The 23,973-nt window shown below is 74.1% G+C and carries 22 protein-coding genes; 10 read left to right on the forward strand and 12 right to left on the reverse strand.

Features of this window, described 5'->3' with window-relative positions:
- The 3 genes from UW392_RS28435 to UW392_RS28445 form a co-directional block, all read left to right on the forward strand.
- A partial coding sequence (locus tag UW392_RS28435; RefSeq protein ID WP_320777985.1) for an acetyl-CoA C-acyltransferase occupies positions 1–612 on the forward strand: 612 nt, incomplete at its 5' end.
- A 52-nt stretch (positions 613–664) separates the two neighbouring features.
- Positions 665–2,845, forward strand: a complete 2,181-nt coding sequence (locus tag UW392_RS28440; RefSeq protein ID WP_320777986.1) for a 3-hydroxyacyl-CoA dehydrogenase NAD-binding domain-containing protein — start codon at positions 665–667, stop codon at positions 2,843–2,845.
- Positions 2,846–2,942: 97 nt separating this feature from the next.
- Positions 2,943–4,763, forward strand: coding sequence for an AMP-dependent synthetase/ligase (locus UW392_RS28445; protein WP_320777987.1), 1,821 nt, complete (start codon positions 2,943–2,945; stop codon positions 4,761–4,763).
- A gap of 60 nt (positions 4,764–4,823) precedes the next feature.
- Here the strand turns inward: UW392_RS28445 and UW392_RS28450 are convergent, their stop codons facing one another.
- A complete protein-coding gene (locus tag UW392_RS28450) occupies positions 4,824–5,963 on the reverse strand; it encodes an acyl-CoA dehydrogenase family protein (protein WP_320777988.1) in 1,140 nt (379 codons plus the stop codon).
- Between the two features lie 77 nt (positions 5,964–6,040).
- Between UW392_RS28450 and UW392_RS28455 the strand changes: the two genes are divergently transcribed.
- Entirely contained in the window at positions 6,041–6,667 is a 627-nt protein-coding gene (locus UW392_RS28455; RefSeq protein WP_320777989.1) for a TetR/AcrR family transcriptional regulator, read from the forward strand.
- Positions 6,668–6,690: 23 nt separating this feature from the next.
- On the opposite strand, the gene UW392_RS28460 is transcribed toward UW392_RS28455, so the two are convergent.
- The 3 genes from UW392_RS28460 to UW392_RS28470 all read right to left on the reverse strand — a co-directional run bounded on the left by UW392_RS28460 (position 6,691) and on the right by UW392_RS28470 (position 10,235).
- A complete protein-coding gene (locus tag UW392_RS28460; protein WP_320777990.1) occupies positions 6,691–8,187 on the reverse strand; it encodes an aldehyde dehydrogenase family protein in 1,497 nt (498 codons plus the stop codon).
- Positions 8,184–9,176 (reverse strand): oxygenase MpaB family protein, encoded by a 993-nt coding sequence (locus UW392_RS28465; protein ID WP_320777991.1) that lies wholly within the window; start codon positions 9,174–9,176, stop codon positions 8,184–8,186. Before UW392_RS28465 ends, UW392_RS28460 begins: the two co-directional genes overlap by 4 nt.
- 135 nt (positions 9,177–9,311) lie before the next feature.
- Positions 9,312–10,235 carry a LysR family transcriptional regulator gene (locus UW392_RS28470; RefSeq protein ID WP_320777992.1) on the reverse strand — a complete coding sequence of 308 codons (924 nt, stop codon included), beginning with the start codon at positions 10,233–10,235 and terminating at the stop codon, positions 9,312–9,314.
- Between the two features lie 152 nt (positions 10,236–10,387).
- Between UW392_RS28470 and UW392_RS28475 the strand changes: the two genes are divergently transcribed.
- The 6 genes from UW392_RS28475 (at position 10,388) to UW392_RS28500 (ending at position 15,042) form a co-directional block, all read left to right on the forward strand.
- On the forward strand, positions 10,388–11,026 hold the full coding sequence (locus UW392_RS28475) for a class I SAM-dependent methyltransferase (protein WP_320777993.1): 639 nt from the start codon (positions 10,388–10,390) through the stop codon (positions 11,024–11,026).
- Positions 11,027–11,156: 130 nt separating this feature from the next.
- Positions 11,157–11,339, forward strand: coding sequence for a hypothetical protein (locus tag UW392_RS28480; RefSeq protein WP_320777994.1), 183 nt, complete (start codon positions 11,157–11,159; stop codon positions 11,337–11,339).
- Between the two features lie 22 nt (positions 11,340–11,361).
- Positions 11,362–12,066: a hypothetical protein gene (locus tag UW392_RS28485; RefSeq protein ID WP_320777995.1), complete on the forward strand. Its 705-nt coding sequence runs from the start codon at positions 11,362–11,364 to the stop codon at positions 12,064–12,066.
- Positions 12,067–12,122: 56 nt separating this feature from the next.
- Complete coding sequence (locus UW392_RS28490; protein WP_320778021.1) at positions 12,123–13,022, forward strand: DUF6895 family protein; 900 nt, start codon at positions 12,123–12,125, stop codon at positions 13,020–13,022.
- Positions 13,019–13,939, forward strand: coding sequence for a DUF6895 family protein (locus UW392_RS28495; RefSeq protein WP_320777996.1), 921 nt, complete (start codon positions 13,019–13,021; stop codon positions 13,937–13,939). Before UW392_RS28490 ends, UW392_RS28495 begins: the two co-directional genes overlap by 4 nt.
- Positions 13,936–15,042 carry a serine hydrolase domain-containing protein gene (locus UW392_RS28500; RefSeq protein ID WP_320777997.1) on the forward strand — a complete coding sequence of 369 codons (1,107 nt, stop codon included), beginning with the start codon at positions 13,936–13,938 and terminating at the stop codon, positions 15,040–15,042. Before UW392_RS28495 ends, UW392_RS28500 begins: the two co-directional genes overlap by 4 nt.
- Positions 15,043–15,139: 97 nt before the next feature.
- On the opposite strand, the gene UW392_RS28505 is transcribed toward UW392_RS28500, so the two are convergent.
- The 8 genes from UW392_RS28505 to UW392_RS28540 form a co-directional block, all read right to left on the reverse strand.
- Complete coding sequence (locus tag UW392_RS28505; RefSeq protein ID WP_320777998.1) at positions 15,140–16,516, reverse strand: alpha-lytic protease prodomain-containing protein; 1,377 nt, start codon at positions 16,514–16,516, stop codon at positions 15,140–15,142.
- 139 nt (positions 16,517–16,655) lie between these two features.
- A complete protein-coding gene (locus UW392_RS28510; protein WP_320777999.1) occupies positions 16,656–18,320 on the reverse strand; it encodes an alkaline phosphatase D family protein in 1,665 nt (554 codons plus the stop codon).
- Between the two features lie 91 nt (positions 18,321–18,411).
- Entirely contained in the window at positions 18,412–18,564 is a 153-nt protein-coding gene (locus tag UW392_RS28515) for a hypothetical protein (RefSeq protein WP_320778000.1), read from the reverse strand.
- A 268-nt stretch (positions 18,565–18,832) separates the two neighbouring features.
- Positions 18,833–20,143, reverse strand: coding sequence for an FtsX-like permease family protein (locus tag UW392_RS28520; protein ID WP_320778001.1), 1,311 nt, complete (start codon positions 20,141–20,143; stop codon positions 18,833–18,835).
- A 3-nt stretch (positions 20,144–20,146) separates the two neighbouring features.
- The gene (locus UW392_RS28525) at positions 20,147–20,893 is read right to left on the reverse strand and encodes an ABC transporter ATP-binding protein (protein ID WP_320778002.1); all 747 of its coding nucleotides are present in this window, start codon (positions 20,891–20,893) and stop codon (positions 20,147–20,149) included.
- A 134-nt stretch (positions 20,894–21,027) separates the two neighbouring features.
- Positions 21,028–21,678, reverse strand: coding sequence for a LutC/YkgG family protein (locus UW392_RS28530; protein ID WP_320778003.1), 651 nt, complete (start codon positions 21,676–21,678; stop codon positions 21,028–21,030).
- Complete coding sequence (locus tag UW392_RS28535) at positions 21,675–23,153, reverse strand: lactate utilization protein B (protein WP_320778004.1); 1,479 nt, start codon at positions 23,151–23,153, stop codon at positions 21,675–21,677. The genes UW392_RS28530 and UW392_RS28535 overlap by 4 nt, the downstream gene beginning before the upstream one ends.
- Entirely contained in the window at positions 23,150–23,905 is a 756-nt protein-coding gene (locus UW392_RS28540; protein WP_320778005.1) for a (Fe-S)-binding protein, read from the reverse strand. Before UW392_RS28540 ends, UW392_RS28535 begins: the two co-directional genes overlap by 4 nt.
- Between the last annotated feature and the right edge of the window lie 68 nt (positions 23,906–23,973).

The raw sequence follows: 23,973 nt of genomic DNA on the forward strand, positions 1-23,973 counted from the left end.
ACCGTCCTCGACCACGACGAGCACCTCCGGCCGGGCACCACCGCCGACACCCTCGCGAAACTCAAGCCGTCCTTCGCGGACATCGGCGAACTGGGCGGATTCGACGCGGTGGCGTTGCAGAAGTACCACTGGGTCGAGGCCATCGACCACGTCCACCACGCGGGCAACTCCTCCGGCATCGTCGACGGCGCCTCCCTGGTCGCCATCGGCTCCCGCGAGGTCGGCGAGCGCTACGGGCTCACCCCGCGCGCCCGGATCGTCTCCGCCGCCGTCTCCGGCTCCGACCCGACCATCATGCTCACCGGGCCCGCCCCCGCCACCCGCAAGGCGCTCGCCAAGGCGGGTCTCACCATCGACGACATCGACCTCGTCGAGATCAACGAGGCGTTCGCGGCGGTCGTCCTGCGCTTCGTCAAGGACATGGGGCTCTCCCTGGACAAGGTCAACGTCAACGGCGGCGCCATCGCGCTCGGCCACCCGCTCGGCGCCACCGGCGCGATCATCCTCGGCACCCTCGTCGACGAACTGGAACGACAGGACGAGCGGTACGGCCTCGCCACCCTCTGCGTGGGCGGCGGCATGGGCATCGCCACCGTCGTGGAGCGCGTCTGAGCCCCCGTCCCCGCCGCTTCCCCGTCCCCGCCGCACCTTGGAGCGCACCCGTATGAGCACCGAGTCCACCACCATCCGCTGGGAAAAGGACGCCGACCACGTCGTCACCCTGGTCCTCGACGACCCGGACCAGTCCGCCAACACCATGAACGCGGCGTTCATCGACTCGCTCGACGCGGTCGTGGACCGCCTGGAGGCCGAGCGGGACACCGTCCGCGGTGTCGTCGTCGCCTCCGCCAAGAAGACCTTCTTCGCCGGCGGCGACCTGCGCGACCTGAGCCGTGTCGTCCCCGCCACCGCCGACGGCGCCTTCGAGGCCGGCATGCGCGTCAAACGCGCCCTGCGCCGCCTGGAGACCCTGGGCGTGCCCGTCGTCGCCGCGATCAACGGCGCCGCGCTCGGCGGCGGGTACGAGATCGCCCTCGCCTGCCACCACCGCGTCGTCCTGGACCGGCCCGGGGCGCGCGTCGGCCTGCCGGAGGTGACCTTCGGTCTGCTGCCCGGCGGGGGCGGGGTGACCCGCACGGTACGGATGTTCGGCGTCACCGAGGCGCTGCGGAAGGTGCTGCTGGAGGGCGGGCAGTACGCGCCGGCCGAGGCCCTGGCCGCCGGACTCGTGGACGAGATCGCCGCGCATCCCGGGGAACTGCTCACCAGGGCGCGGGCGTTCATCGACGCCCACCCCGAGTCCGCGCAGCCCTGGGACGTGCCCGGCCACCGCATCCCCGGCGGCACCCCCGCCGGACGGGAACTCGCCGCCCAGCTGCCCGCGCTGCCCGCCGTCCTCCGCGAGAAGCTGGCCGGCGCCCCCTACCCGGCGCCGCGCCACATCCTCGCGGCGGCCGTGGAGACCAGCCAGGTCGACCTCGCCACCGCCTTCGTCGTCGAAGCCCGCCACCTCACCGAACTCCTCACCGGCCAGACCGTCAAGAACATGATCCAGGGACTGTTCTTCGACCTCAAGGCCGTCGAATCGGGCGCCGGCCGGCCCCCGGAGGTGCCCGCGCGCACGGTCCGCAGGGCCGGTGTCCTGGGCGCCGGGATGATGGGCGCGGGCATCGCCCACGCGTGCGCCCGCGCGGGGATCGACGTCGTCCTCAAGGACGTCACGGCCGACGCCGCCGCGCGCGGGAAGGCGTACTCGGCGAAGCTGCTGGAGCGCGCGGTCGCCAAGGGACGTACGACCCGACAGGACGCCGACGCGCTGCTCGCCCGGATCACCCCCACCGCCGAGGCCGCCGACCTCGCGGGCTGCGACGCGGTGATCGAGGCCGTCTTCGAGGACCCCCGGCTCAAGGCCGAGGTGTTCCGCGAGGCCGAGAAGCACATCGCGGCCGACGCGCTGCTCTGCTCCAACACCTCCACCCTGCCCGTCACCTCGCTCGCCGAGGCCGTCACCCGGCCCGCCGACTTCATCGGGCTGCACTTCTTCTCACCCGTGGACAGGATGCGGCTGGTCGAGATCGTCAAGGGCGAGCGGACCGGTGACGAGGCGCTCGCCCGCGCCTTCGACCTGGTCCGGCAGATCGGGAAGACACCGATCGTCGTCAACGACAGCCGCGGCTTCTTCACCTCCCGCGTCATCGGCCGCTTCCTCGACGAGGGCGTCGCCATGGTCGGCGAGGGCCACGACCCGGCCACCGTCGAACAGGCCGCCGCGCAGGCCGGCTACCCCGCCAAGGTCCTCGCCCTCATGGACGAGCTGACCCTCACCCTGCCCCGCAAGATCCGTGAGGAGCGACGCCGCTCGGTCACGGAGGCGGGCCGCACCTGGCTCCCGCACCCCGCCGACCCGGTCGTCGACCGCATGATCGACGAGTTCGGCCGCCCCGGCCGCAGCGGCGGCGCCGGCTTCTACGACTACGACGCGGACGGCAGGCGCGCCGGACTCTGGCCCGGTCTGCGCGCCCACTTCACCGACCCGGCGCTGCGCCCGGCCGACCTGACGGAACTCAAGGAACGCATGCTCTTCGTCGAGTCCCTCGACGCGATGCGCTGCCTGGAGGAGGGCGTCCTGGTCTCCGTCGCGGACGCCAACGTCGGCTCCCTGCTCGGCATCGGCTTCCCCGCGTGGACGGGCGGCGTCCTTCAGTACGCCAACGGCTACGAGGGCGGCCTGCCCGGCTTCCTGGCCCGCGCCCGCGAACTGCGCGACCTGCACGGCGACCGGTTCGCCCCGCCCGAGCTGCTCGTCCGCACGGCCGACCGCGGCGAGACCTTCACCGACGTCTGAACCACCCGGTACTCCCCGTATCCGGCACCCCGCACCCCCACATCCCGCACCCTTCCCGCCCTTCGAATCCCAGCCCGCAGCCCGCCAGGAGGCCGTCATGACACCAGCCCCGCGCACCGACGGGGGAGCCACGGCAGAGACGACCCTGCCGCGGCTGCTGGAACGCAACGCCCGCGACCACCCGGACCTGCCCGCATTGTCCTGGCGGGAGCCCGACTCCGACGGCTGGGCCACCCTCTCCTGGGCCGACGTCCAGGAGCACACCACCCGGCTCGCCGCGGGCTACGCCGCGCTCGGCGTCGGCAGCGGCGACCACGTCCTGCTCATGGCCTCCGACCGGCCCGAACACTGGCTCTCCGACCTGGCCCTGGTCCGTCTCGGCGCCGTCCCGGTCAGCGTCTACGGCACGTCCGCGCCGCCGCAGATCGCGCACATCGCCCGCAACTGCCGGGCGGCCGTCGCCGTCGTGGAGGGCGGCGCGCAGGCCGAGGTGTGGGAGCCGCTGCTGCACGACGGCGACACGCCGCTGGCCCGGCTGGTCGTGATGGAACCCGGCGAGGAGGGCGACCACCTCCCCTACGCGGCGCTGGGCCGCGAACCCGTCCCCGACGAGTTCGGCAAGGCACTGGACGGCGCCCGCCCCGACGACCCGCTGACCGTCGTCTACACCTCCGGCACGACCGGCGAACCCAAGGGCGTGGTCCTCAGCCACCGCCAGGTGCTGGCCAACGCGCGGGCGCTGGACGCGGTCGTCGAGCTGCCGCCGCACGTCGAGCACATCGCCTACCTGCCGTTCGCGCACATCGCGGAACGGATGCTCGGCATCTACCTGCCCTGTCACCGCGCCTCGCACGTCCACCTGTGCGCCGATCCCACCGCCGTCGCCGCCGCCGTGCGCGAGATCCGGCCCCGGCAGTTCTTCGGCGTGCCCCGCATCTGGGAGAAACTCGCCGCGGCGGTCCGTGCCGGACTGGCCCTGCTCCCGGAGGAGCGGCGGCGGGCCGTCGAGGAGGCCGCGGAGGTGGCCCGCGAGCACGTCGCCTGCCGGGAACGCGGCGAACAGCCGCCCGCCGAGCTGGAGACGGCGTACGAGGCGGCCCGTGAGCGGGTGCTGCTGCCGCTGCTCCGCGCGGGCGGACTCGACCGCGTCACCTGGGCGGCCAGCGCCTCGGCGCCCATGCCCCTGGACGTGGTGCGATTCTGGGCCGGGTTCGGGATCGTCGTCATGGACGCCTGGGGCCTGACCGAGACCACGGGCGTCGCGACCACCAACAGCCCCCGCACCGGGTTCCGGCTCGGCTCCGTCGGCCGGCCCGTGGAGTCGGTGGAGGTGCGGACCGCCGAGGACGGGGAGATCGAGGTGCGCGGCGAGTCCGTCTTCACCGGCTACCTGCGGCCGGACGGTTCGGTGCGCTCCGCGCTGGACGAGGACGGCTGGCTGCGCACCGGCGACATCGGCCGGATCGACGACGACGGCTACGTCTGGGTCACCGACCGCAAGAAGGAGATGATCATCACCTCGACCGGCAAGAACGTCTCACCGGCCCTGGTCGAGAACGCCCTGAAGGAACACCCCCTGATCGGGCAGGCACTGGTCCACGGCGACGGCCGCTCCTACCTGGTCGCGCTGCTGGTGCTGGACGCGGAGACCGCGCCGGCCTGGGCCGCCGCGAACGGCGTCGACGCCGGCCACGACCCGGCCGAACTCGCCGCGCACCCCGCCGTGCTCCGGGAGGTGGACCGGGCGGTCGCCGCCGCCAACAGCCGCCTCAACCGCACCGAACAGGTCAAGCGCCACCGGCTGCTGGCCGAGGAGTGGGGCCCGGCCACCGGCGAGCTGACCCCGTCGCTGAAGATGCGCCGCCGCGTCATCCGCGACCGCTACGCCACCGAGCTGACCGGCCTCTACGACGGCTGATCCGCGCACCACGCGCGCGTGGGCCCCGCCCGGCCGGGCGGGGCCCACACGCGCGTGCTCCTACAGGCCGTAGCCCTTGCCGATGATGTCCCGCTGGATCTCGCTGGTCCCGCCGTACACGGTGGAGACGACGGCGGCCCGCAGGTGCCGCTCCATGCCGTACTCCGTGGCGTAGCCGTAGCCGCCCATCATCTGCATGCACTCCAGCGTGACCCGCTTGGCGGTCTCGGTGGCCTTCAGCTTGGCCATGGACGCCTCGCGCGGGAAGAGCCGGTCCGGCGCCGCGTCGCAGTCCGCGGCGGTCTCGCGCACCAGCAGCCGGGCGCACTCGATCTCCGTGGCCAGGTCGGCGACCCGGTGCCGCAGCGCCTGGAACGAGCCGACGGGACGGCCGAACTGCTCACGCTCACGGACGTAGGCGACCGCGTCGTCGAAGGCCCGGCGCGCCAGGCCCAGCATGTTGGCGGCGAGGAACAGCCGCTCGTGGTTGAGTCCGGCCATCAGCTGCCGCCAGCCCGCGCCGACCTCGCCGACCACCGCGTCGGCGGGCAGCCGGACCCCGGTCAGGAACACGTCGTTGACCTCCCGGCCGCCCATCGTCTCGATGCCGCGCACCTCGACGCCGGGGGTGTCCATCGGGACGTGGAACATGGTGAGCCCCTGGTGCTTGTCCTCGCCGGTGCGGGCCACCAGCAGCATCGAGCGGGCCAGATGGGCGTTGGATATCCACGTCTTCTGGCCCTCCACCAGCCAGCCTCCGTCCGGCTCGCGCCGGGCCCGGCAGCGCAGCGCGCCCACGTCGGAACCGGCCCCCGGCTCCGACATGGCGATGGACAGCACGTCGCCCCGCACCGCCCCGCCGAGCACCGCGCCGCGCTGCGCGTCGGTCCCGAACCGCTCGTACGCCTTGGCGGTGATGACGGTGGTGACGAAGCCGCCCGCGGGGACCAGGCCGTAGGCGTTCTCCTCCAGGAACACGCACGCGTCGGCGAGTCCGCCGCCCGCCCCGCCGTACTCCTCGGGCAGGCAGATCCCGAGCCAGCCGAGGTCGGCGAGCCGGCCGTAGATCTCGGCGTTGTGCGGCTCCCGGCCGCCGTCGGTCAGCGCGTCGCGCCGCTCCTTGGTGCCGCACTCGCGTTTGGCGAAGTCCCGGACGGCGGCGGCGAGATCGGCCTGCTGCTCGGTGAGACGGCTTCCCATGGCGAACCTCCGGATACATGTATATGCGTTGTGTATCAGTGTTGCACGGTGGAGGCGGCCGGTACCGTGGAACCACCATGAAGACTTCTGCGAACGACTCCCTGCTCGCTCGGGCCATCGCCCGGCCGGAGACAGAGGAGAAGGTGGCCCGCCGCATCCTCGACGCCGCACTGGAGCAGTTCACGACCTTCGGCCTGCGGCGTTCCTCGGTGGACGACGTCGCCAAGCGGGCCGGCGTCTCGCGGGTGACGGTCTACCGCCGCTTCCAGACCAAGGACGGCCTGGTCGAGGCGTGCCTGCTGCGCGAGGGCAGCCGCTTCTTCCAGCGCATCGATTCCGCCGTGGCCGGGCTGCCGGCCATGGAGGACCGGGTCGTGGAGGGCTTCGTGGTCGCCCTGCGCCACACCCGCGAGCACCCCCTCTTCGGCGGACTGCTCCGCCTCGAACCCGAGCTGGTCCTGCCCTACTTCACCGTCCAGGGCGGTCCCTCCCTCACCGCGACCACCGACTACCTGACCGCGCACCTGCGCCGCGCCCAGCAGGCGGAGGGACGCCCGGACTCCGATCCCCGGCCGGTGGCCGAACTGATGGTCCGCGTCGCCGTCTCCTTCCTGCTCAACCCCGCCGGCTGCATCGAGCTGGACGACGAGGAACAGGCCCGAGCCTTCGCCCGCCGGTACCTGGCCCCGCTCCTCGCCGCCTGAACCCCGCCCGCCGCGCGGCCCGTTCAGCGCCGGCGGTGGAGCCCTCGTACCAGCGCCACGGCCCGCGCCTTCACCGCCGCCGGGGTGGTGAAGGACGTCAGGTCGACCGGTGCCGCGAACCGCCGCACCGTCACCGACTGCGGCGCGGCGAACGCGCGCAGGCCGTCCGCGCCGTGGATCCGGCCGAACCCGGAGTCGCCCGACCCGCCGAACGGCAGCGCGGGGACGGCGGCGAAACCCAGCACCGAGCCGACGGAGACCGCGCCCGCGCGCAGCCGGGCGGCGATCCGCGCACCGGCCCGCCGGTCGCCGCAGAACACCGCCGCCCCGAGCGCGTACCGGGAGGCGTTCGCCCGGCGCACCGCCTCCGCCACGTCCGCCACCGCGTTGACCGCGACGACCGGCCCGAACGTCTCCTCCGCCATGGCGGCCGACTCCTCCGGCACGTCGGCGAGGACCACCGGCGCCACGAACGGCCCCGCGTCCGCCTCGGGCGCGTCGCCGAGCGCGGCCACCGCCCCGTCGGCCAGCGCCGCCCGGACGTGCCGCCGCACCACCTCCCGCTGCGCGGGCATGGTCATCGGCCCGTACGAGGCGTCGGACCCGGAGCCGGGCCGCAGGGCGCGGGCCCGTTCCACCACCCGGCGCAGCAGCTCCTCGTGCACCTCCCGCACGGCGTAGACGCGTTCCACGCCCGCGCAGGTCTGCCCCGCGTTGCCCATCGCGCCCCACACCACGGCGTCGGCGGCGGCGTCGAGGTCCGCGTCGGCCGTGACGATCACCGCGTCCTTGCCGCCGCACTCCGCGAGGAACGGCGTGAGGGTACGGGCGCACACCGCCATCACCTTCCGCGCGGTGCCCGGCGAACCCGTGAACGCCACCTTGTCGACCTCCGCGCCGGCCAGCGCCTCCCCGGTCTCGCCCGCCCCGGTGACCACCGAGAACAGCCCGGCGTGGTCGGGCACCGCCGCGTCGAACAGCTCGGCCAGCAGCACTCCCGTGCCCGAGGTGTACTCCGAGGGCTTGAACACCACGGCGTTGCCCGCCGCCAGCGCGTAGCCGATCGAACCCATCGGCGTGTAGACGGGGTAGTTCCACGGGCCGAGGACCCCGACGACGCCCAGCGGGCGGTACACCAGCGTCGCCGCCTGGTTCGCCGCGACCAGACCGGTGCGGACACGGCGCCGGCCCAGCACCCGCCCGGCGTTGCGCGCCGCCCAGTCGAGGTGGCCGAGGGTCAGCAGCACCTCCAGTTCCGCGTCCTGGAGCGGCTTGCCGGTCTCGGCGGCGATGGTGCCGGCCACCGTGTCCAGCCGGTCCGCGAGCCGGCGCTTGAAGCGCAGCAGCCTCTCGCGCCGCCCGGCCGCCGGGAGCGCCGCCCAGCGGACACCGGCCTCCCGGGCCCGCTCCACCGCCTTGGCGACGTCCTGCGGCCCGTGCGCCGGGTACTCGGCGAGCGGTTCCCCGGTGGCCGGGGCACGCGAGGTGAACGTGCCCGATCGCCGGCCGGTCTGGGTCATGGCTGCTCCTTGGGGGGACTCTTCGTTTCCCGCGCGGGGACGACGGGCTCCTGTGCGCCCCGCCCGCCGGGCCCGTGTGCCGCGGTGTGCTCCCGCGGGTCCCGCCCGCCGGGCGCGCGTTCCTCGGCGAGGGGTTCGAGCGGTCTGTCGTGGGCCCAGTGCGGGCCCAGGTCGTCGAGGGTCCAGCCGAACGGGTAGCTGCGGGGCCGCTGCCGGTGCCCCCACCGGTCCGGCCGGGCCGGCATCCGGCGGACCACCGCGGCGCGGGCCCGCAGCGCGCGGTGGGCCGCCGCCCGCACCCATCGCGGCTGCGGCGCGAACCCCAGCGCGGCGAGCAGCGGTTCGTCCAGGAGCGCCAGCGAGAAGCGGGCGACGAGCGGCCGCAGGGGCCGCGGGTACCAGCCGGTGAGCACCCGCAGGGTGGCCGCGGCGACCCTGCGGTTGGCCGGGTCGTAGGCGAACATCTCGCGCTCGTATGCGTCGTGGAGCCGTTCGAAGCCGGCGTAGTCGCCGGGTGCCCCGGTGACGCCCATCAGCTCGCCCATGCGCCGGCCCACCAGCGCCAGCGACTCGGTCTCGTGCCGGGACAGCGGGCGCCACCCGTACCGGTCGATCCACCGCTTGGGGCCGACCACGGTGGTGGCGAGGACGTAGAGGTAGTCCTCGGCGGGGATGCGGTAGCGGCCGTGGATGCGGTTGAGATGCCGGGCGGTGGCCTTCCCGTGCGCGGAGTCCATGCCCTCGCGGACCATCTCGTAGGCGATCAGCACCGTGTCGTCGTACCGCTTCTGGCCCGCCCGTTCGAACTCCTGCGTGCGGTCGAGGAGGCGCGAGATACGCGGGACGCCGTAGTCCCGCAGGAACGCCACGGAGACGCCCTGGAGGTAGTCCCAGGGGAACTCGTACTGGGTGAGCAGCCAGAAGATCCGCTCGTGGTCCCGTTCCGGGTCCAGCCGCTCGATCTCGCGCAGCCGGCTGTAACGGCCCATGCGCTGTCGCCTCCTGTCACCGCCGTACCGCCCGTACCGCCCGGAAGTCGGGAGTCGGAGATACAAAAACTATTGACTTGTTTCACGGGGCGCGTCAATACTCCGGACCGGACGGGGAGCCGGAGCGGGCCGTCGCTACCAGGCGCGGGCCGCGTCCCGCAGGCGGTCGCGGACGCGGCGGACGTCGGGGTTGGTGCCGGCGCCCGGCCGCTCCACCAGGAACAAGGTGTTCAGCGGCGGCTCGGCGGGGGAGTGCAGCAGCACGAGGCGGCCGTCGTCCAGGTACTCCCGGCACAGCGAGCGGGGCAGCACGCTGCAACCGGCACCGGAGTTCACCGCCGACAGCACGGCGTACAGGTTGGGCACGGTGACGGCCGCGTCCGCCGCGAGCTGCCGGCCGAAGACCGTACGCCAGTACCGGCGCAGGATCGGCAGGTCCTCGGCGTACGTCACCATCGGCACCCCGCGCAGGGCCGCGCCGAGGTCGTCGGCCCCGGCGACGCGCTCCGCCCAGACCGGCGCGGCGACGAGCAGGTACTCCTCGTCGGCCAGCGGCGCCGACGCCAGGGTCCGGCCGCGCGGCCGGCGGGTCGTGATCACCAGGTCGTGGCGCCCGGCGCGCAACTCCTCCAGCAGCGGCTCGGGCAGCCCCTGCGCCATCCGCAGCCGCACACCGCCGGCCACGAGCGGGGCGAGCGCGGGCAGGACCCGGACGCAGAGCAGCTCGGAGGGGCCCGCCAGACGCACGGGCGCCGCCGCCGAGCCGGAGTCCCCCACGGCGGCCAGCGCGTCGAGCGGAGCGGCGACCCGGCCGGCGAGCTCGTGCGCGTACGGGGTGGGTTCCGCCCCGCGCGGCAGCCGGGTGAAGAGCGCGCGCCCCGTCTGCTGTTCCAGCGTGCGGATCTGCGCGGTCACCGTCGGCTGCGACAGGGCGAGTCCGGGTGCCGCCGCCGTGAACGAGCCCGCGCGGTACACGGCCAGGAAGGTGCGCAACAGGTTCAGGTCCGCGTGCGGGGGAAGACCGCCGCCGGTCGCGGACGGCGCACTGCGGTCCGTCATACGGCCAGCGTAACCGCGTCCGGCGCGGTCCCTGTTTTGCCGGAACGGCAAAGGCGCTCGCCGGTGCCGTGCCGCCCGGTGCAGGCTCGTCCCGAGGGCCCCGACCGGACATCCGCAGGGGCCCGTTCCGACCATCCCCTCGGGAGGCGACCATGTCCCACAACCCCCTGCCGGCCCGGCCCGCCGACTTCTGGGAGTCCCGCTACCGGGACTCCGGCCCCGTCTGGAGCGGGCGGCCGAACGAACTGCTCGTCCGCGAGGTGGCCGGCCTGACCCCGGGCACCGCCCTCGACCTCGGCTGCGGCGAGGGCGGCGACGCCGTGTGGCTGGCCGCGCGCGGCTGGCGCGTCACCGGTGTGGACATCTCGGCCACCGCCCTGGAGCGCGCCGCCGCGCACGCCGCCGAGGCCGGCGTCGGCGACCGTACGGCGTGGGAGCGGCACGAACTGGGCCGGTCCTTCCCCGAGGGCACCTTCGACCTGGTCGGCGCGCACTACCTCCAGTCCCCGGTCGCCCTCGACCGGCGAGGCGTCCTGCGGAGCGCGGCTGCGGCCGTGGCCCCCGGCGGCACGCTGCTGGTCGTGATGCACGCGGGCTGGGCCTCCTGGCAGCGGGAGAACCCGCCGTTCGACGCGGAGTTCCCCACCCTGGGCGACATCCTGGCCGACCTCGCCCTCGCGGACGCCGAGTGGACCGCCGGCACCCGGGAGACCGTCCGGCGGGCGAGCACCTCCCCGGACGGCGTCGAGGGCCACCGCGAGGACCACGTGCTGCGACTGCACCGGAACTGAGAGACGGACCGGCCATGTCCGATTTGTTGAAAAAGTTACGGAATTCTTTTTTGAGAAGTTAGGTGTGTTTTGCGCAATGGGGGACACCTGTGTCGTGAAGGTTATTGGCCGACCAGAGGGAGATGGTGACATGACCTCCAAGGAAATGACCGTCGAGGAAGTCGCCCAGAACATCGACATCGACGCGGCGCTCGACCCGGCTGAGGCCGACGGCGTCTTCCGCGACAGCCGTGAGTGCGCAGCCCTGGCGCTGGCGGGTGCCGAGGGAAGTCTGCTGCTGTCGCCGCCGACCCCCCGTCCGAAGAAGGGCTGACCGGATCGACTGGAGCAGCTCAATGGAACAGTCAGGCACTTCGACCCTTCTGAAGGGCGCGGTGCAGGATCTGGCTACCGGCGTGGCCTCCGCTCTCAGCAGCGGGGGCCACGGCCCGGTGCCGGGGGACCTTCTCCCGGCCGCGGGGGCCGACGGGTACGCCCCGGCGGCCGTCCGGGTCCTGGGAGCCGACTTCCTCCTGCCGCACACCCTGTCCGGCACCCGGCCGGGGCCAACAGAACTGGCCCTCTTCCGGCAGGCCGTCGACGCGTACCCGCCCCGCCCCGACGCCGCGCCCACGGTGGTGTGGAGCCACTGGGCGATGGTCCGGACCCTCGGCCGGCTGGCACCGCCCGGCGAGAGGGACGCGGCCGCCGCGCACGCCGAACCCGCCGCCGGCTGGCTGGAACTGGCCGACTGGCGGACCCTCACGCATCAGCTCGCGGTCCTTGCACCGCTCGCCCTCCCGGGCGAGGACAGCGCCGTGGCCCGCGTGGCCCGCGGCCGGCCGGTCGACGTCGCGCGCGGCTTCGTACGGGCGGTGCGCCGCCGGGACTGGGGCCAGGCGGCCGGAGCGGGCCGCTGGCTCACCCTCCTGGACGGCGTCCCCGACACGCTCGGTCTGGAGACCGGACTCGACTTCGTGGAACTGATGGCCGGCGGCGACCCCCAGGTGGACCTCCAGGTGCGGGCCGCCCGGCTGCTGCGGGACAGGGCACTCGTGTGACCGCCGTGACCACCGGGCGCGCCGCCCCGCGCGTGCGGGACGTCGCGGTCGCGGCCATGTCCTGGGTCCACGCCCACCGTGACCGGTTCGCCCTCGGCGACGACGCGCTCGCCGCGTACGGCGAGGTCGACCGTACGTGGAAACCGCTCGGCGAACTCGCCCAGATGTGCGCGACTGCGATCCGCCGCACCGCCCCCGCGGACCCGCTGCACGCCCGCGCCCGTGACCTGCTGGACTTCGCGTGGCACCAGACCGGCCGCGGCGCGCTCTTCGTCGACCTGCAACGGCAGGAGCCGTTCGCGACGTATCCGCTGGAGGTCTACGCGGCCTTCGCCGCGGCCGGTCTGCGCCACCCCGGCTACGAGGCCGGCCTCGCCGCGGTGGCCGGCACCCGTGGCTGGCGGCTCGTCGAACAGGACCCGACCCGCCGCCTCGGTGTCCTGGCCGCCGAACGGTACGCCGGTGTCACCCGGCCCGAGCCGCCCGACGCGGTGCTGGCCTCCACCTGGCTCGGCGGACTGCCCGAACCGTGGACCTTCGAGACATCGGCCGGGTACGCGCTCACCCACGTCGTCTTCCACCTCACCGACTGGGGACGCGCCGCTCCCGGCGCCGTCCCGCCCGCCGTCGCGGAGTACCTGACGCAGTGGCTGCCGCCCTGGCTCGACACCTGCCTGGAAGCGGGCATGTGGGATCTGAGCTGTGAACTGCTGGCCGTCGCCGCGACCGTACCCGGCTCGCTCGACCCGGCCGCGGCCGGCGAGGCGTGGTCGCGCGTCACCGGCGCCCAGCGGCCCACGGGCGCCCTGCCCGAGGTCGGCGAGGGCAGCGATCCGGACGGCGGCACCGACTTCGCCCACTGCTACCACTCCACCCTGCTGGCCGCCTTCGCGGCCGTCCTCACCCACGCCCTCGCGCCCGCCCCCGCCCGACCCCGACAAGGAGTGTCCGGATGACCGACACGCGCCTGCTGCACACCGTCGGGGTCCGCGCCATGCAATGGCTGTGGGAGCACCGGGACGGCTTCCGGCTCGACCCCGACGTGGACCCCGAGATCGGGTTCCTGGAGCGCTTCAAGCCCATCGGTGAACTCGCCCTGGTCTGCAAGGTGCTCTTCCGCGAGGGCGTGGCCGGCTCCGAGCAGGCGCGGATCGCCCGGCAACTCCTCGACCACGCCTGGCGGGTGTCCCTGGACGGCGGCCGCATGCTGGTGCGCGGCCAGCGCACGGAACCGATCTCGCCCATCCCCTTCGAGGTGTACCTGGCCTTCAAGGAACTGGGGCACAGCCAGCCCGAGGTGGAACGGGCCGTCGTCCTCAACCACCGCACGGAGAGCTGGACGGCGTTCGAGAAGGCCCCCACCCGCAGGCTCGGGCTCTCCGCGTTCGTGCGCCGCTTCGGCCTGACTCCCCGCCCGTCCGAGGCCGAGGCACTGGCCGACACCTGGCTCGCGCGGACCCCCGAACCCTGGACGGTCGAGGGCCACATCGCCTACGACGTCACCCACGCGGTGTTCCACCTCACCGACTGGGGCGAGCGCCCCGGCGGCCTGCCGCCCCGCATCGCCGACTACCTCGCCACCTGGCTGCCGGTCTGGATCGACGACTGGACGGACCTGGAGCGCTGGGACCTGCTCGGCGAACTCCTCGTGGTCGACGCCTGCCTGCCCGAACCCGTCCTCGACGAACGGGCCTGGAAGGCGTTGGCCGCCGCGCAGCAGCCCGACGGCGCCATGCCCGCCGTCCGCACCATGCCCGAGGGCGGCCCCGACGAGGTCTTCGACATGGTCTACCACCCGACTCTGGTCGCCGCCTTCGCCTCCACCCTGGCGACCTCCCGGTCCCTCAACGTGCTGATGGGCAGCCCCGCATGACCGCACCCGCACCGGCCTGGCCGGGCACCCCCCTCGACGACCCGGCCGCGCCCCCAGGCACCGGCACCCCCGATCACGACTTCGACCACGACCACGACCACGACGACGGCCTCGCCGAGCGGCTCACCGCCGCCGTCGAGGCCGCCGACGCCCCCGACGCCGTCTTCGCCGTCTCCCGCCACGGACGCCGCACCCTCCGCGCCGGCGGCACCGCGCCGACCCCCGAGCGCCCCCGCGAGGACCTGCGCTACGAGACCGGGTCGGCCTCGAAGACGTACACCGGACTGCTGCTGGCCGGCCTGATCGGGTCCGGCACGCTGACCGGGGGAGAACCCGCCGCCGCGTGCCTGGACCCCGGGCGCCCCGTGGAGGCCGACCCGGTGACGCTCGCCCACCTCATCACCCACACGGCCGGGCTGCCCGCGCTGCCGCCCGGGTTCCGCGCCCGTGCCCTGCCGGCCTGGCGCACCAACCCCTACGGCCGCTTCCCGGCCGACCGGGTCGTGGACGCCTTCCTGCGCCACCGCCCCCGGCACCGCCCCGGCACGCGCTGGCACTACTCCAACTACGGGGTCGCCGTGCTCGGCCACGCCCTCTCGGCGGTCACCGCGACGCCCTGGGAGACCCTGCTCGACCGGCACGTGCTGCGCCCGTTCGGCCTCGCCGGCACCGGGCTGCGGCCCGCGGGCCCGGACACCGACGCCGTGGGCCACACCAAGGACGGCCGCACCCCCGTCCCGGCCTTCGACGCCGGCGGCTTCCCGGCGGCGGGCGCCGTCCGCGCCACCCCGCACGACCTGCTCACCTTCCTGGAGGCTCACCTCGACCCGGACGGCTCCCCGGCCGCCGGGGCGCTGCGGGCCGTACGGGTGCCGGTGCTCCGCCGGGGCCTCGGCCACCGCCACGTGCACACCGTCGCGTGGTTCCGCCACCCCACCGACGGCGGGCCGCTGTACTTCCACAGCGGCGCGACCCTCGGCCAGCAGGCGTTCCTCGGGTTCCGGCCGGACACCGGCACCGCCCTCGCCGCCGTCTGCACCCGGCGCTTCCGCGTCCACGACCCGTTCATCGCCACCGCCTACGCCCTGCTCGCCGACGACTGACGACAACGACCGACAGCCGAGGGCCGGCGAAGGGAACGGCGTCCGGCGCGGGGACCCTTCTCCCCGCGCCGGACGCCGTTCCCCGTTCAGTCCCGTGTCACAGCTGCTGCCACAGCGCCGGGGTCCCCTCCGGCGACCAGGCGACCTGCGCCTGGTGGTTCTGGAGACACGTGTAGCGCACACCGCCGTAGCTGACCGTGGAACCCGCCTGGTAGACGCGGCCGGAGCGCCAGCCGTTCGCCACGCCCTCGTCCGCCGGGGCGGGCAGCGTGGCCTGCGTGTCCGTCGTCTTCAGCGTGAGGCCGAACTCCTCCAGGATCGGGTTGACCGGCTGGAAGAACGTCGTACCGCCGTTGGTGCAGTCACCCGAACCGCCGGAGGTGACGCCCTGCGCCTGCGCGCCCGCGACGAACGGGCCGCCGGAGTCACCTGGTTCGGCGCACACCGTGGTCTGGGTGAGGCCGTCGACGGTGCCCTCCGCGTAGCTGACGCTGGCGTCGTGCTGCTCGATGGTCCCGCAGTGCCAGCCGGTGGTGGAGCCCGAGCGGCACACCGACGCCCCGACGAGCGCCTGCACCGACCCGGCGACCTGCACCTTCTTGTCGTCCTCGCCCTTCACGTCCGGGGTGGCGGTCCAGCTCTCGTTCACCCCCACCCACGACATGTCCTTGCTCGGGAAGGTGGACGCCTTGAACTCGCCCTGCGCGGCCTTGTCGGCGCCGGCGGTCTTCGCGCCCGGCTTGCCGCAGTGCCCGGCCGACGCGAAGCCCTGCTCCGCGCCCTTGGTGACGGAGAACCCGATCGAGCAGCGGGCCTTGTCGTCGATGAAGTACGCCTCGCCGCCGACGATGTCCGCCAGGACCCGCGGCCGGTTCTCCGAGACCCGCACCCCGACGTCCTTGGTGTCGAGACCCGCGGCCCTGACGAAGGAGTCGGCGGCCTTCTTCTCGGTGGCCTGCACGACGACCTTGTTGGAGGGCAGGTCGACGTACCAGACCGGCGTGTCGGGGGTGCTGACCCGGCGGGCGGCGGCGTCCAGGCGCTCCTTGACGGTCGTGAGGTCGGACAGGGTCCGCTCGACGACCGTCGCCTCGGCGCCCTGCGCGCGGATCGCCGCGACGTGCGAGGCGTCGGTGGTGGCGACGGTGAGCCGCGCGGACGTCGTGCCGCTGACCCAGGCACCGGCGTAGTGGGTGCCGAGGGTGGTGCGGAGCCGGCCGGCGCGGGTGCCCGCCTCGGCCTCGTTGACCAGCCGCGCCGACGCCTGGTCCGGCGTCAGCCTCAGGTCGCGGCCGAGCGCGCGCAGCACCTCCGCCGACGGGCGGTCGGCGCCGAGGGTCTGCGCGGCGGTGGGCAGCGGGCCCGGGGCGGGCGGCGGCCCGGCCGCGGCGGCCGAGGGGACGGCGGTCAGGACGAGGGCGCCGAGCGCGGTGACCACGGCGCTACGGCGTCCCGTGGCGTGTCTGCCGACCATGCGATGTGCCTCCTAGAGAAGGGTGAGGAAGTGCTAGCCCTAGCCCGATCCGTCCCGTTCGATGCCGGGCGCGCGCCTGGTTCGCGCTTTGGGGGACGCCGACGGGTGCCAAGTGCAGTACTGCGGCCCGCCCGGCGGGTCACGCCGGCTTCAGTCCCTGCGCGCCGACCTCGGTGACGAAGGAAGCGGCGGTGGTGAGGGCGGCGCCCGGCTGCGAGATGGCGGAGACGGTCTTGAAGTCCAGCCGCGCGGACTGCCGCCCGATCTCCACACAGGCGAGACCGCGCCTGCCGTCGTAGAACTTCATGTGCGGGTTGGCCTTCATGTACGTGTCCCAGTTGTCGGGCTTCTCCGCGCCGTCCTTGCCGCTGGCCACGGAGGTGCAGGTCAGCTCCGTGCCCACGGTGGTGGAGTCCGGGTCGTCGAAGTTCTCCTTGACGTCGAAGGCGTAGGCGACGTGCACGTCACCGGTGAGGATCAGCCAGTTGTCCACGCCCGCGGCCCTGGCCCCGGCGACGAGGCGGCCACGGGAGGCGCGGTAGCCGTCCCAGGCGTCCATGGACATCGTGGCATCGGCGGTCAGACCGAACTTGCGCTGCGAGAACGTCACCTGCTGGGGCGTCACGTTCCACAGCGCGCCGGAGGACTGCCAGCCGTCCAGCAGCCACTTCTCCTGGGCGGCGCCGGTCATGGTGCGCGCCGGGTCGTCGGACTCCGTGCCGGGCGCGTGCGGCCGGTCGTCGTAGGCCTGGTCGGACCGGTACTGGCGGGTGTCGAGGATGTCGAACTGGGCGAGGGTGCCCCAGTGCAGCCGGCGGTACAGCTGGGCGTCGGGGCCCTGCGGCAGCTGGGCGGAGCGCAGCGGCTGGTGCTCCCAGTAGGCGCGGTAGGCGGCGGCCCGGCGGGCCAGGAACTGGTCCTGCGGGACGTCGTTCTCGGGGACCGGTCCGGCGTAGTTGTTCTCGGTCTCGTGGTCGTCCCAGGTGACGACGAACGGGTGCGCGGCGTGTGCGGCCTGGAGGTCCTCGTCGCTCTTGTACAGGGCGTAGCGCAGCCGGTAGTCGGCGAGGGTCATCGTCTCGCGGTTGAAGACGTCGGGCAGGGTGATGTCGGTGTAGCCGCGCTCGCCGCCCGCCGAGTTCACCGCGTACTCGTAGAGGTAGTCGCCGAGGTGGAACACCACGTCGACGTCCTCCTCGGCGAGGTGCTTGTGCACCGTGTAGTAGCCGTCCTGGTAGGCCTGGCAGGCGACCGCGGCGAGCCGGAGGGAGGCGGGGGCGTCGGTCTCCGCGGGCGCGGTGCGGGTGCGGCCGACCGGGCTGATGTGGGAGCCGGCGCGGAAGCGGTAGTGGTACTCGGTGCCCGGATCGAGGCCCTTGACGTCGACGTGGACGCTGTGGCTGTACTCCGGATAGGCCAGGGCCGTGCCCTTGCTGACCACGACGCCGAAGTACTCGTCGTAGGCGACCTCCCACTCCACCGTCACCCGCTGCTGGCCGAGTCCGCCGTCCTCGGCGAACGGCTCGGGTGCGAGCCGGGTCCACAGCAGCACGGAGTCCGGCAGCGGATCGCCGGAGGCGACGCCGAGGGTGAAGGGGTCGGAGCCGATCCGGGCGGCGTCCAGTTCGCGTGCGGCGACGGCGCCGCGGGCCGGCAGGTTGGTGGAGAAGGCGAGCGCCGCGGCGGCCGCGGTGACGGTGAGGAAACGCCGGCGGCCTAGGTGCCGGGCGGCGGTGCCCAGTACGGCGTCGTGCGGGGAGTAGGCATGCTCGGCCAGGGCTCTGGGACGGCCCGGAAACGCCATCTGGGGTCCTCTCGTAGGGGCGGCGCGGACCATGCATGCTAAGCAGACAAAAAACTCAAAAGCGGTGAAACGTGCGGAAGGGAGGTGGTGATCACACAGGAGGCGGTACGTGTGCGCCGGGGCCCGGGAGGCCGCGGCGCAGCAGCGGCGTGGCGACGGTGAGCGCGAGGGCGAGGCCGCCGTGGAGCGCCGTGTCGAACCACTGGAAGGTCCGATAGCCACCGGGCGGACTGGCCTCGTCCAAGCGGGCGACGTATGGGCGGCTCGGGCCCCGGCTGAGGGACGTGCCCGGTGGCACCAGGGTCCGGGCGTGGTGCCGACCTCCCGGGCCGACCGCTCCTCGCGGCCGGGCTGCCGCTGACCGGGGCACCGGGCCGCCCCCGGACACCGAGGTGTCCCTGATCCGCTACGAGCACGGCCGGACGCGGCAGGGGCGGCCGCCCCGGCACCGCGGACAGGACGGTGAAGGGCCGGCGCCGCGAGGGCCGGCCCTGGCGCCTTCGGCCGGGCGTTCAGGCGGTGGACGCGACCGCCGCCACCGCCGGTACCCGCAGCACCCGCCGGGCCGTCGCCAGGCTCGTCCCCAGCGTCACCGCGGCCGCGACCGCCGCCATGGCGAGCCCCGTGCCGAGGAACGCGTCCGGGACCACCTCGTCGGTGCGCACCACCGTGAACGGCACCACCCCGGCCAGCGCGGCGAGCGTCCCGAACAGCACCCCCACCACCGTGAGCAGCGCGCCCTCCGCCCCCACCGTGCCGAGCACCTGACCGGGCGTCGCGCCCGCGAGGCGCTGCCGGCCGAACTCGCCGGAGCGGTACGTCGTCGCCGCGTACAGCGAGTTGACCAGCATCAGGCAGACGAACACCGCGATGATGCCGACCACCGTGAGGTTCAGCGTCTCCATGTTCTTGGCGTCGACCGTCTTCACCCGGCCCGACGCGGCGACGGCGTCGCTCTCCACGGACTGCAGGGTCAGGGTCGCCGTGGACACCGCCGTGAACAGGATCAGCGACATCAGGATGCCCGCCAGGTGACCGGCCCGCTCGCGCAGATTGCGCACCGCGAGCCAGCCGGCCGCCCCGCCCAGCGGCAGCCGGGCCGTCACGGCGGTCAACAGCCGCGCCGCGAGCAGCGCGAAGCCGACCGAGAGCAGGATCGCCCCGTACGCGGCGGGCGCCATCAGCGCCTCGTCCGTCGCGGAGAAGGCGAACGTCGAGCAGGTGCTCACGGCCCCCGCGGCCAGCGCCGCGTACGCGAGGCGCCGCCGGGCGCGGGTTGGCCGCGGACCGCGCCGGGTCACCCGCCGTACGGCGAGGAGCGCGGCGCCCGCCGCCGCGAGCAGCGTGACGCCCGTACCGGACCACAGGGCGACCGGCCCGAAGGAGTGCTCCACGGACCCGGCCACCTGCCCGCCGTCATGGAAGACGCCGAGCAGCGCGCGCCCGCCGAGCACGGCCGGACCGACCGCCAGCGCCGTCCCCGCCAGGGCCACGGCCACCGCCTCGCCCACCACCATCCGGCCGAGCTGCGCCGGTGTCGCCCCCGAGCAGCGCAGCAGTTCCAGCTCGGCGGCGCGCTGACGCACCGTGACCGTGAGGGTCGAGGCGATCGCGAAGAACACCAGCAGAGTGCCGTAGCCGCCCACCACCCCCGCCGTCAGGCCGAGGGTGTCGGCGCTCGCCGGGTCCACCCCGGGCCGCGCCGCCGTGTCGTGCAGCGAGTTGAACGTCATGACCACCGTCGCCCCCAGGAAGGCGGCGAGCAGCGTCGCGAGGAACCGTCCGGGCCGGTGCCGGACCGACCGCAGGGCCAGGGACAGCACGGCTCACACCCCCGCCCGCACGTCGTCGCCCAGGTGCGCCAGCCGCTCGGCCACCGCGTCCGCCGTCGGCGCGTCCGCCCGGCCGGCCACCCGGCCGTCCGCGAGGAACACCACGGCGTCCGCGTACGAGGCGGCGACCGGGTCGTGCGTCACCATCACCACGGTCCGGCCGTGCACCTGCACCGCGTCCCGCAGCAGCTCCAGCACCCGCCGCGCGCTGCGCGTGTCCAGGGCGCCGGTCGGCTCGTCCGCGAAGATCACCTTCGGCTCGGTGACCAGCGCCCGCGCGATCGCCACGCGCTGGCGCTGACCACCGGACAGCTGGTGCGGCCGATGACCGAGCCGGTCGCCGAGCCCGACCGCGGTGAGGACCTCCCGGGCCCGCCGCCGGTCCACCCGCCGACCGGCCAGCTTCAGCGGCAGCACCGTGTTCTGCGCGACGGTCAGCGTCTCCAGCAGGTTGTACTGCTGGAAGACGAACCCGACCCGCCCCCGCCGGAACTTCGTCAGCTCCGCCTCACCGCCGCCCGTCAGCTCCGTGCCGTCCACCCGCACGATCCCGCTGTCCGGCCGGTCCAGCCCCGCCGCGCACTGGAGCAGCGTCGACTTGCCCGACCCCGACGGCCCCATCACCGCGGTGAACGTGCCCTGTTCCAGCCCCAGCGTCACCCCGTCCAGCGCGGTCACGGCGCCGTCCCCGCCGCCGTACGTCTTCCTGACCTTCACCAGCCGCAACGCCTCCGAGGACATCGCCACCACCTCCCGTACGGCACCCCCTGTGCCTCGCCGACGACGCTAAGGGGCGGCACGGGGGCGGCGCAGTGGGCGCAGAACCCGTATCGGGGGGTGTACCCAGTGACACCGGCGGGTGCGGCGGGTGCCGCTCACGCGGACGTGACCAGGACCACCTCCAGGGTGCGCGGGCCGTGTACGCCCTCCACCCGGTCCAGTTCGATGTCGCTGGTCGCGGACGGGCCGGAGATCCAGGTCAGCGGGCGGGCGGGGTCCAGGCGTTCCAGGGCCAGGGGGACCGAGGAGACCACCTGGGAGGGGACGCGCACGACACACACGTGGTGGTCCGGTACGAGGGTGATGCGACGGCGGCCCTGGTCGGGGGAGCCGTCCAGGACGATGGTGCCGGTCTCGGCGACGGCGACCGCGCAGCCGGTGACCACGCTGTCCACCCGGTCCAGTCCGTGCGCCGTGGTGTCCGCCTCGTCCGCGACCCGGGTGACGTCGGTGTCCGCGAGCCACCCCTCGTCCAGCCCCGGTGGCACGACCACCGACGCCGAGCCGCGCGCGCTGAGCACGCCGGCGATCAGGGACGGGAGCCCGGCCTCGTCGCAGCGGTGCACGACCGCCCGGTAGTCCGCCAGGTTCTCGGCGAGCAGTTCCACTGTCTCCGCCGTGCTCCGCGCCCCGTGCTCGCGCAGGTAGTCCCGGTCCAGCGCCTGTTCGTAAGGTGTGCCGTCGTCCCGTGGTACGTCCGCCAGGGCGCGGCGCACCCGGGCCAATACCCTGTCCCTGCTGCTCACTTCGCGCCGTCCTTCCCGCCGTTCGTCCGCTGCCACCAGTCGCGGAACGGTTCCGCCGGCACCGCCGGCAGCTCCCGGCCGCCGGTCCACGCCCTGCCCGGCCCCGGCAGGGTGCGCGGGTGGAAGCGCCGGGTGCGCGACGCCAGCCGCTGGCCCGCGCGCAGCGCTCCCGGACGGGTGAACGCCCACTGCGCGGCCCGCATCGCGGCCCGCTCGGCGGCGTGCCCCTTGGCCGGCTTCAGCAGCACCTTGTTGCCGCGCCGGACCGCCGGACCGCCCTGCACCACCCGCTCCCGCAGGTGCACCAGCACCTCGGGGATGTCGATGGCGACCGGGCACACCTCGTAACAGGCGCCGCACAGCGAGGAGGCGTAGGGGAGGGAGGCGTCGATCTCGCTGCCCGTGCCGCGGAGCTGGGGGCTGAGGATCGCGCCGATCGGGCCCGGGTACACCGAGCCGTAGGCGTGCCCGCCGGCCCGCTCGTACACCGGGCACACGTTGAGACAGGCCGAGCAGCGGATGCAGCGCAGCGCCTGCCGGCCGACCTCGTCGGCGAGGGTGTCGGTACGGCCGTTGTCGAGCAGGACGAGATGGAAGACGCGGGGGCCGTCGCCGTCCGTCGTGCCGGTCCAGGTGGACGTGTACGGGTTCATCCGCTCGGCCGTCGAGGAGCGGGGGAGGGTCTGGAGGAACACCTCCAGGTCCTGCCAGGTCGGCACGGTTTTCTCGATGCCGACCACGGAGATCAGCGTCTCCGGCAGGGTCAGGCACATCCGCCCGTTGCCCTCGGACTCCACGACCACCAGCGTGCCGGTCTCGGCGACCATGAAGTTGGCGCCGGAGATGCCGACCTTGGCCCGCAGGAACTTCTCCCGCAGGTGCAGCCGGGCCGCCTCCGCGAGTTCGGCGGGGGTGTCGGTGAGGCCCTCGGGCGCCGGGCGGCCCCACTCGCCCATCTCCCGCTCGAAGATGTCCCGGATCTCCCCGCGGTTGCGGTGGATCGCCGGGACCAGGATGTGCGACGGCCGGTCCTTGCCCAACTGCACGATCAGCTCGGCGAGATCGGTCTCGTAGGCGTTGATGCCCGCCTCGGCGAGGGCCTCGTTCAGCCCGATCTCCTGGGTGGCCATCGACTTGACCTTGACGACCTCCGTCTCGCCGGTCTCCTGGACCAGCCGGGTGACCAGGGCGTTGGCCTCGTCGGCGTCGGCCGCCCAGTGGACGACGCCGCCCGCCGCCGTCACCGCCTCCTCCACCTGCTCCAGATACCGGTCCAGGTGGCGCAGCGTGTGGTCCTTGATGCGCTTGCCGGCCTCCCGCAGCGCCGCCCAGTCCTCGACCTCCGCCACGGCCTTCGCCCGCTTGGCGCGGATGGTGTGCGTGGCGTGGCGCAGATTGCCGCGCAGGGTGGTGTTCCGTACCGCGTCGTGCGCGGCCTTCGGGAAGGCCGGCATCCCTACGAACGTGCCGCTCATACCGCCGGTTCCTCCTCCGTGCTCGCCAGGATCTCCGCGATGTGCACCGGCCGCATACCGGTGCGCAGCCGCGCCATGGTGCCGCCGATGTGCATCAGGCACGAGTTGTCGGCCGCGCACAGCACCTCCGCGCCCGTCGACTCCGCGTTGCGCACCTTGTCGGTGCCCATCGCCAGCGAGACGTCGGAGTTCTTCACCGCGAACGTGCCGCCGAACCCGCAGCACTCCTCCGCGCCGGGCAGTTCGACCAGGTCGAGGCCCTTCACGGCGGTCAGCAGCCGCCGCGGCCGGTCGCCCAGCCCGAGGCTGCGCAGCCCGTGGCAGGTCGGGTGGTAGGTCACCGTGTGCGGGTAGTACGCCCCGACGTCCGTCACCCCCAGCACGTCCACGAGGAACTCCGTCAGCTCGTACGTCTTCGGCACCACCGGCGCCAGCGTCGCCGCGAGGCTCTCCCCGCGCCCCTCGGCACGGGCCCGCTCACCCATTCGCGGATAGAGTTCCCGCACCATGGCCCCGCAGGAGCCCGACGGCGTCACGATCGCGTCGTACTCCCCGAAGACATCGGAGAAGTGCCGGGCCAGCGGCTCCGCCTCGTGCCGGTAACCGGTGTTGTAGTGCGCCTGTCCGCAACAGGTCTGCCCGGCCGGGAAGTCGACATCGACGCCCAGTCTGGTCAGCAGTCTCACCACGGCACGGCCCGTGTCCGGATAGAGCGTGTCATTGACGCAGGTCAGGAACAGGGCGACACGCATCGCGGCTCCTTCGGGTCGATCATCGGACGAGTGCAGGGTAGTGGGCGGCGCGGGCGCCGGGGAGCCCC

This window comes from Streptomyces sp. CRN 30 (genome assembly GCF_034105845.1).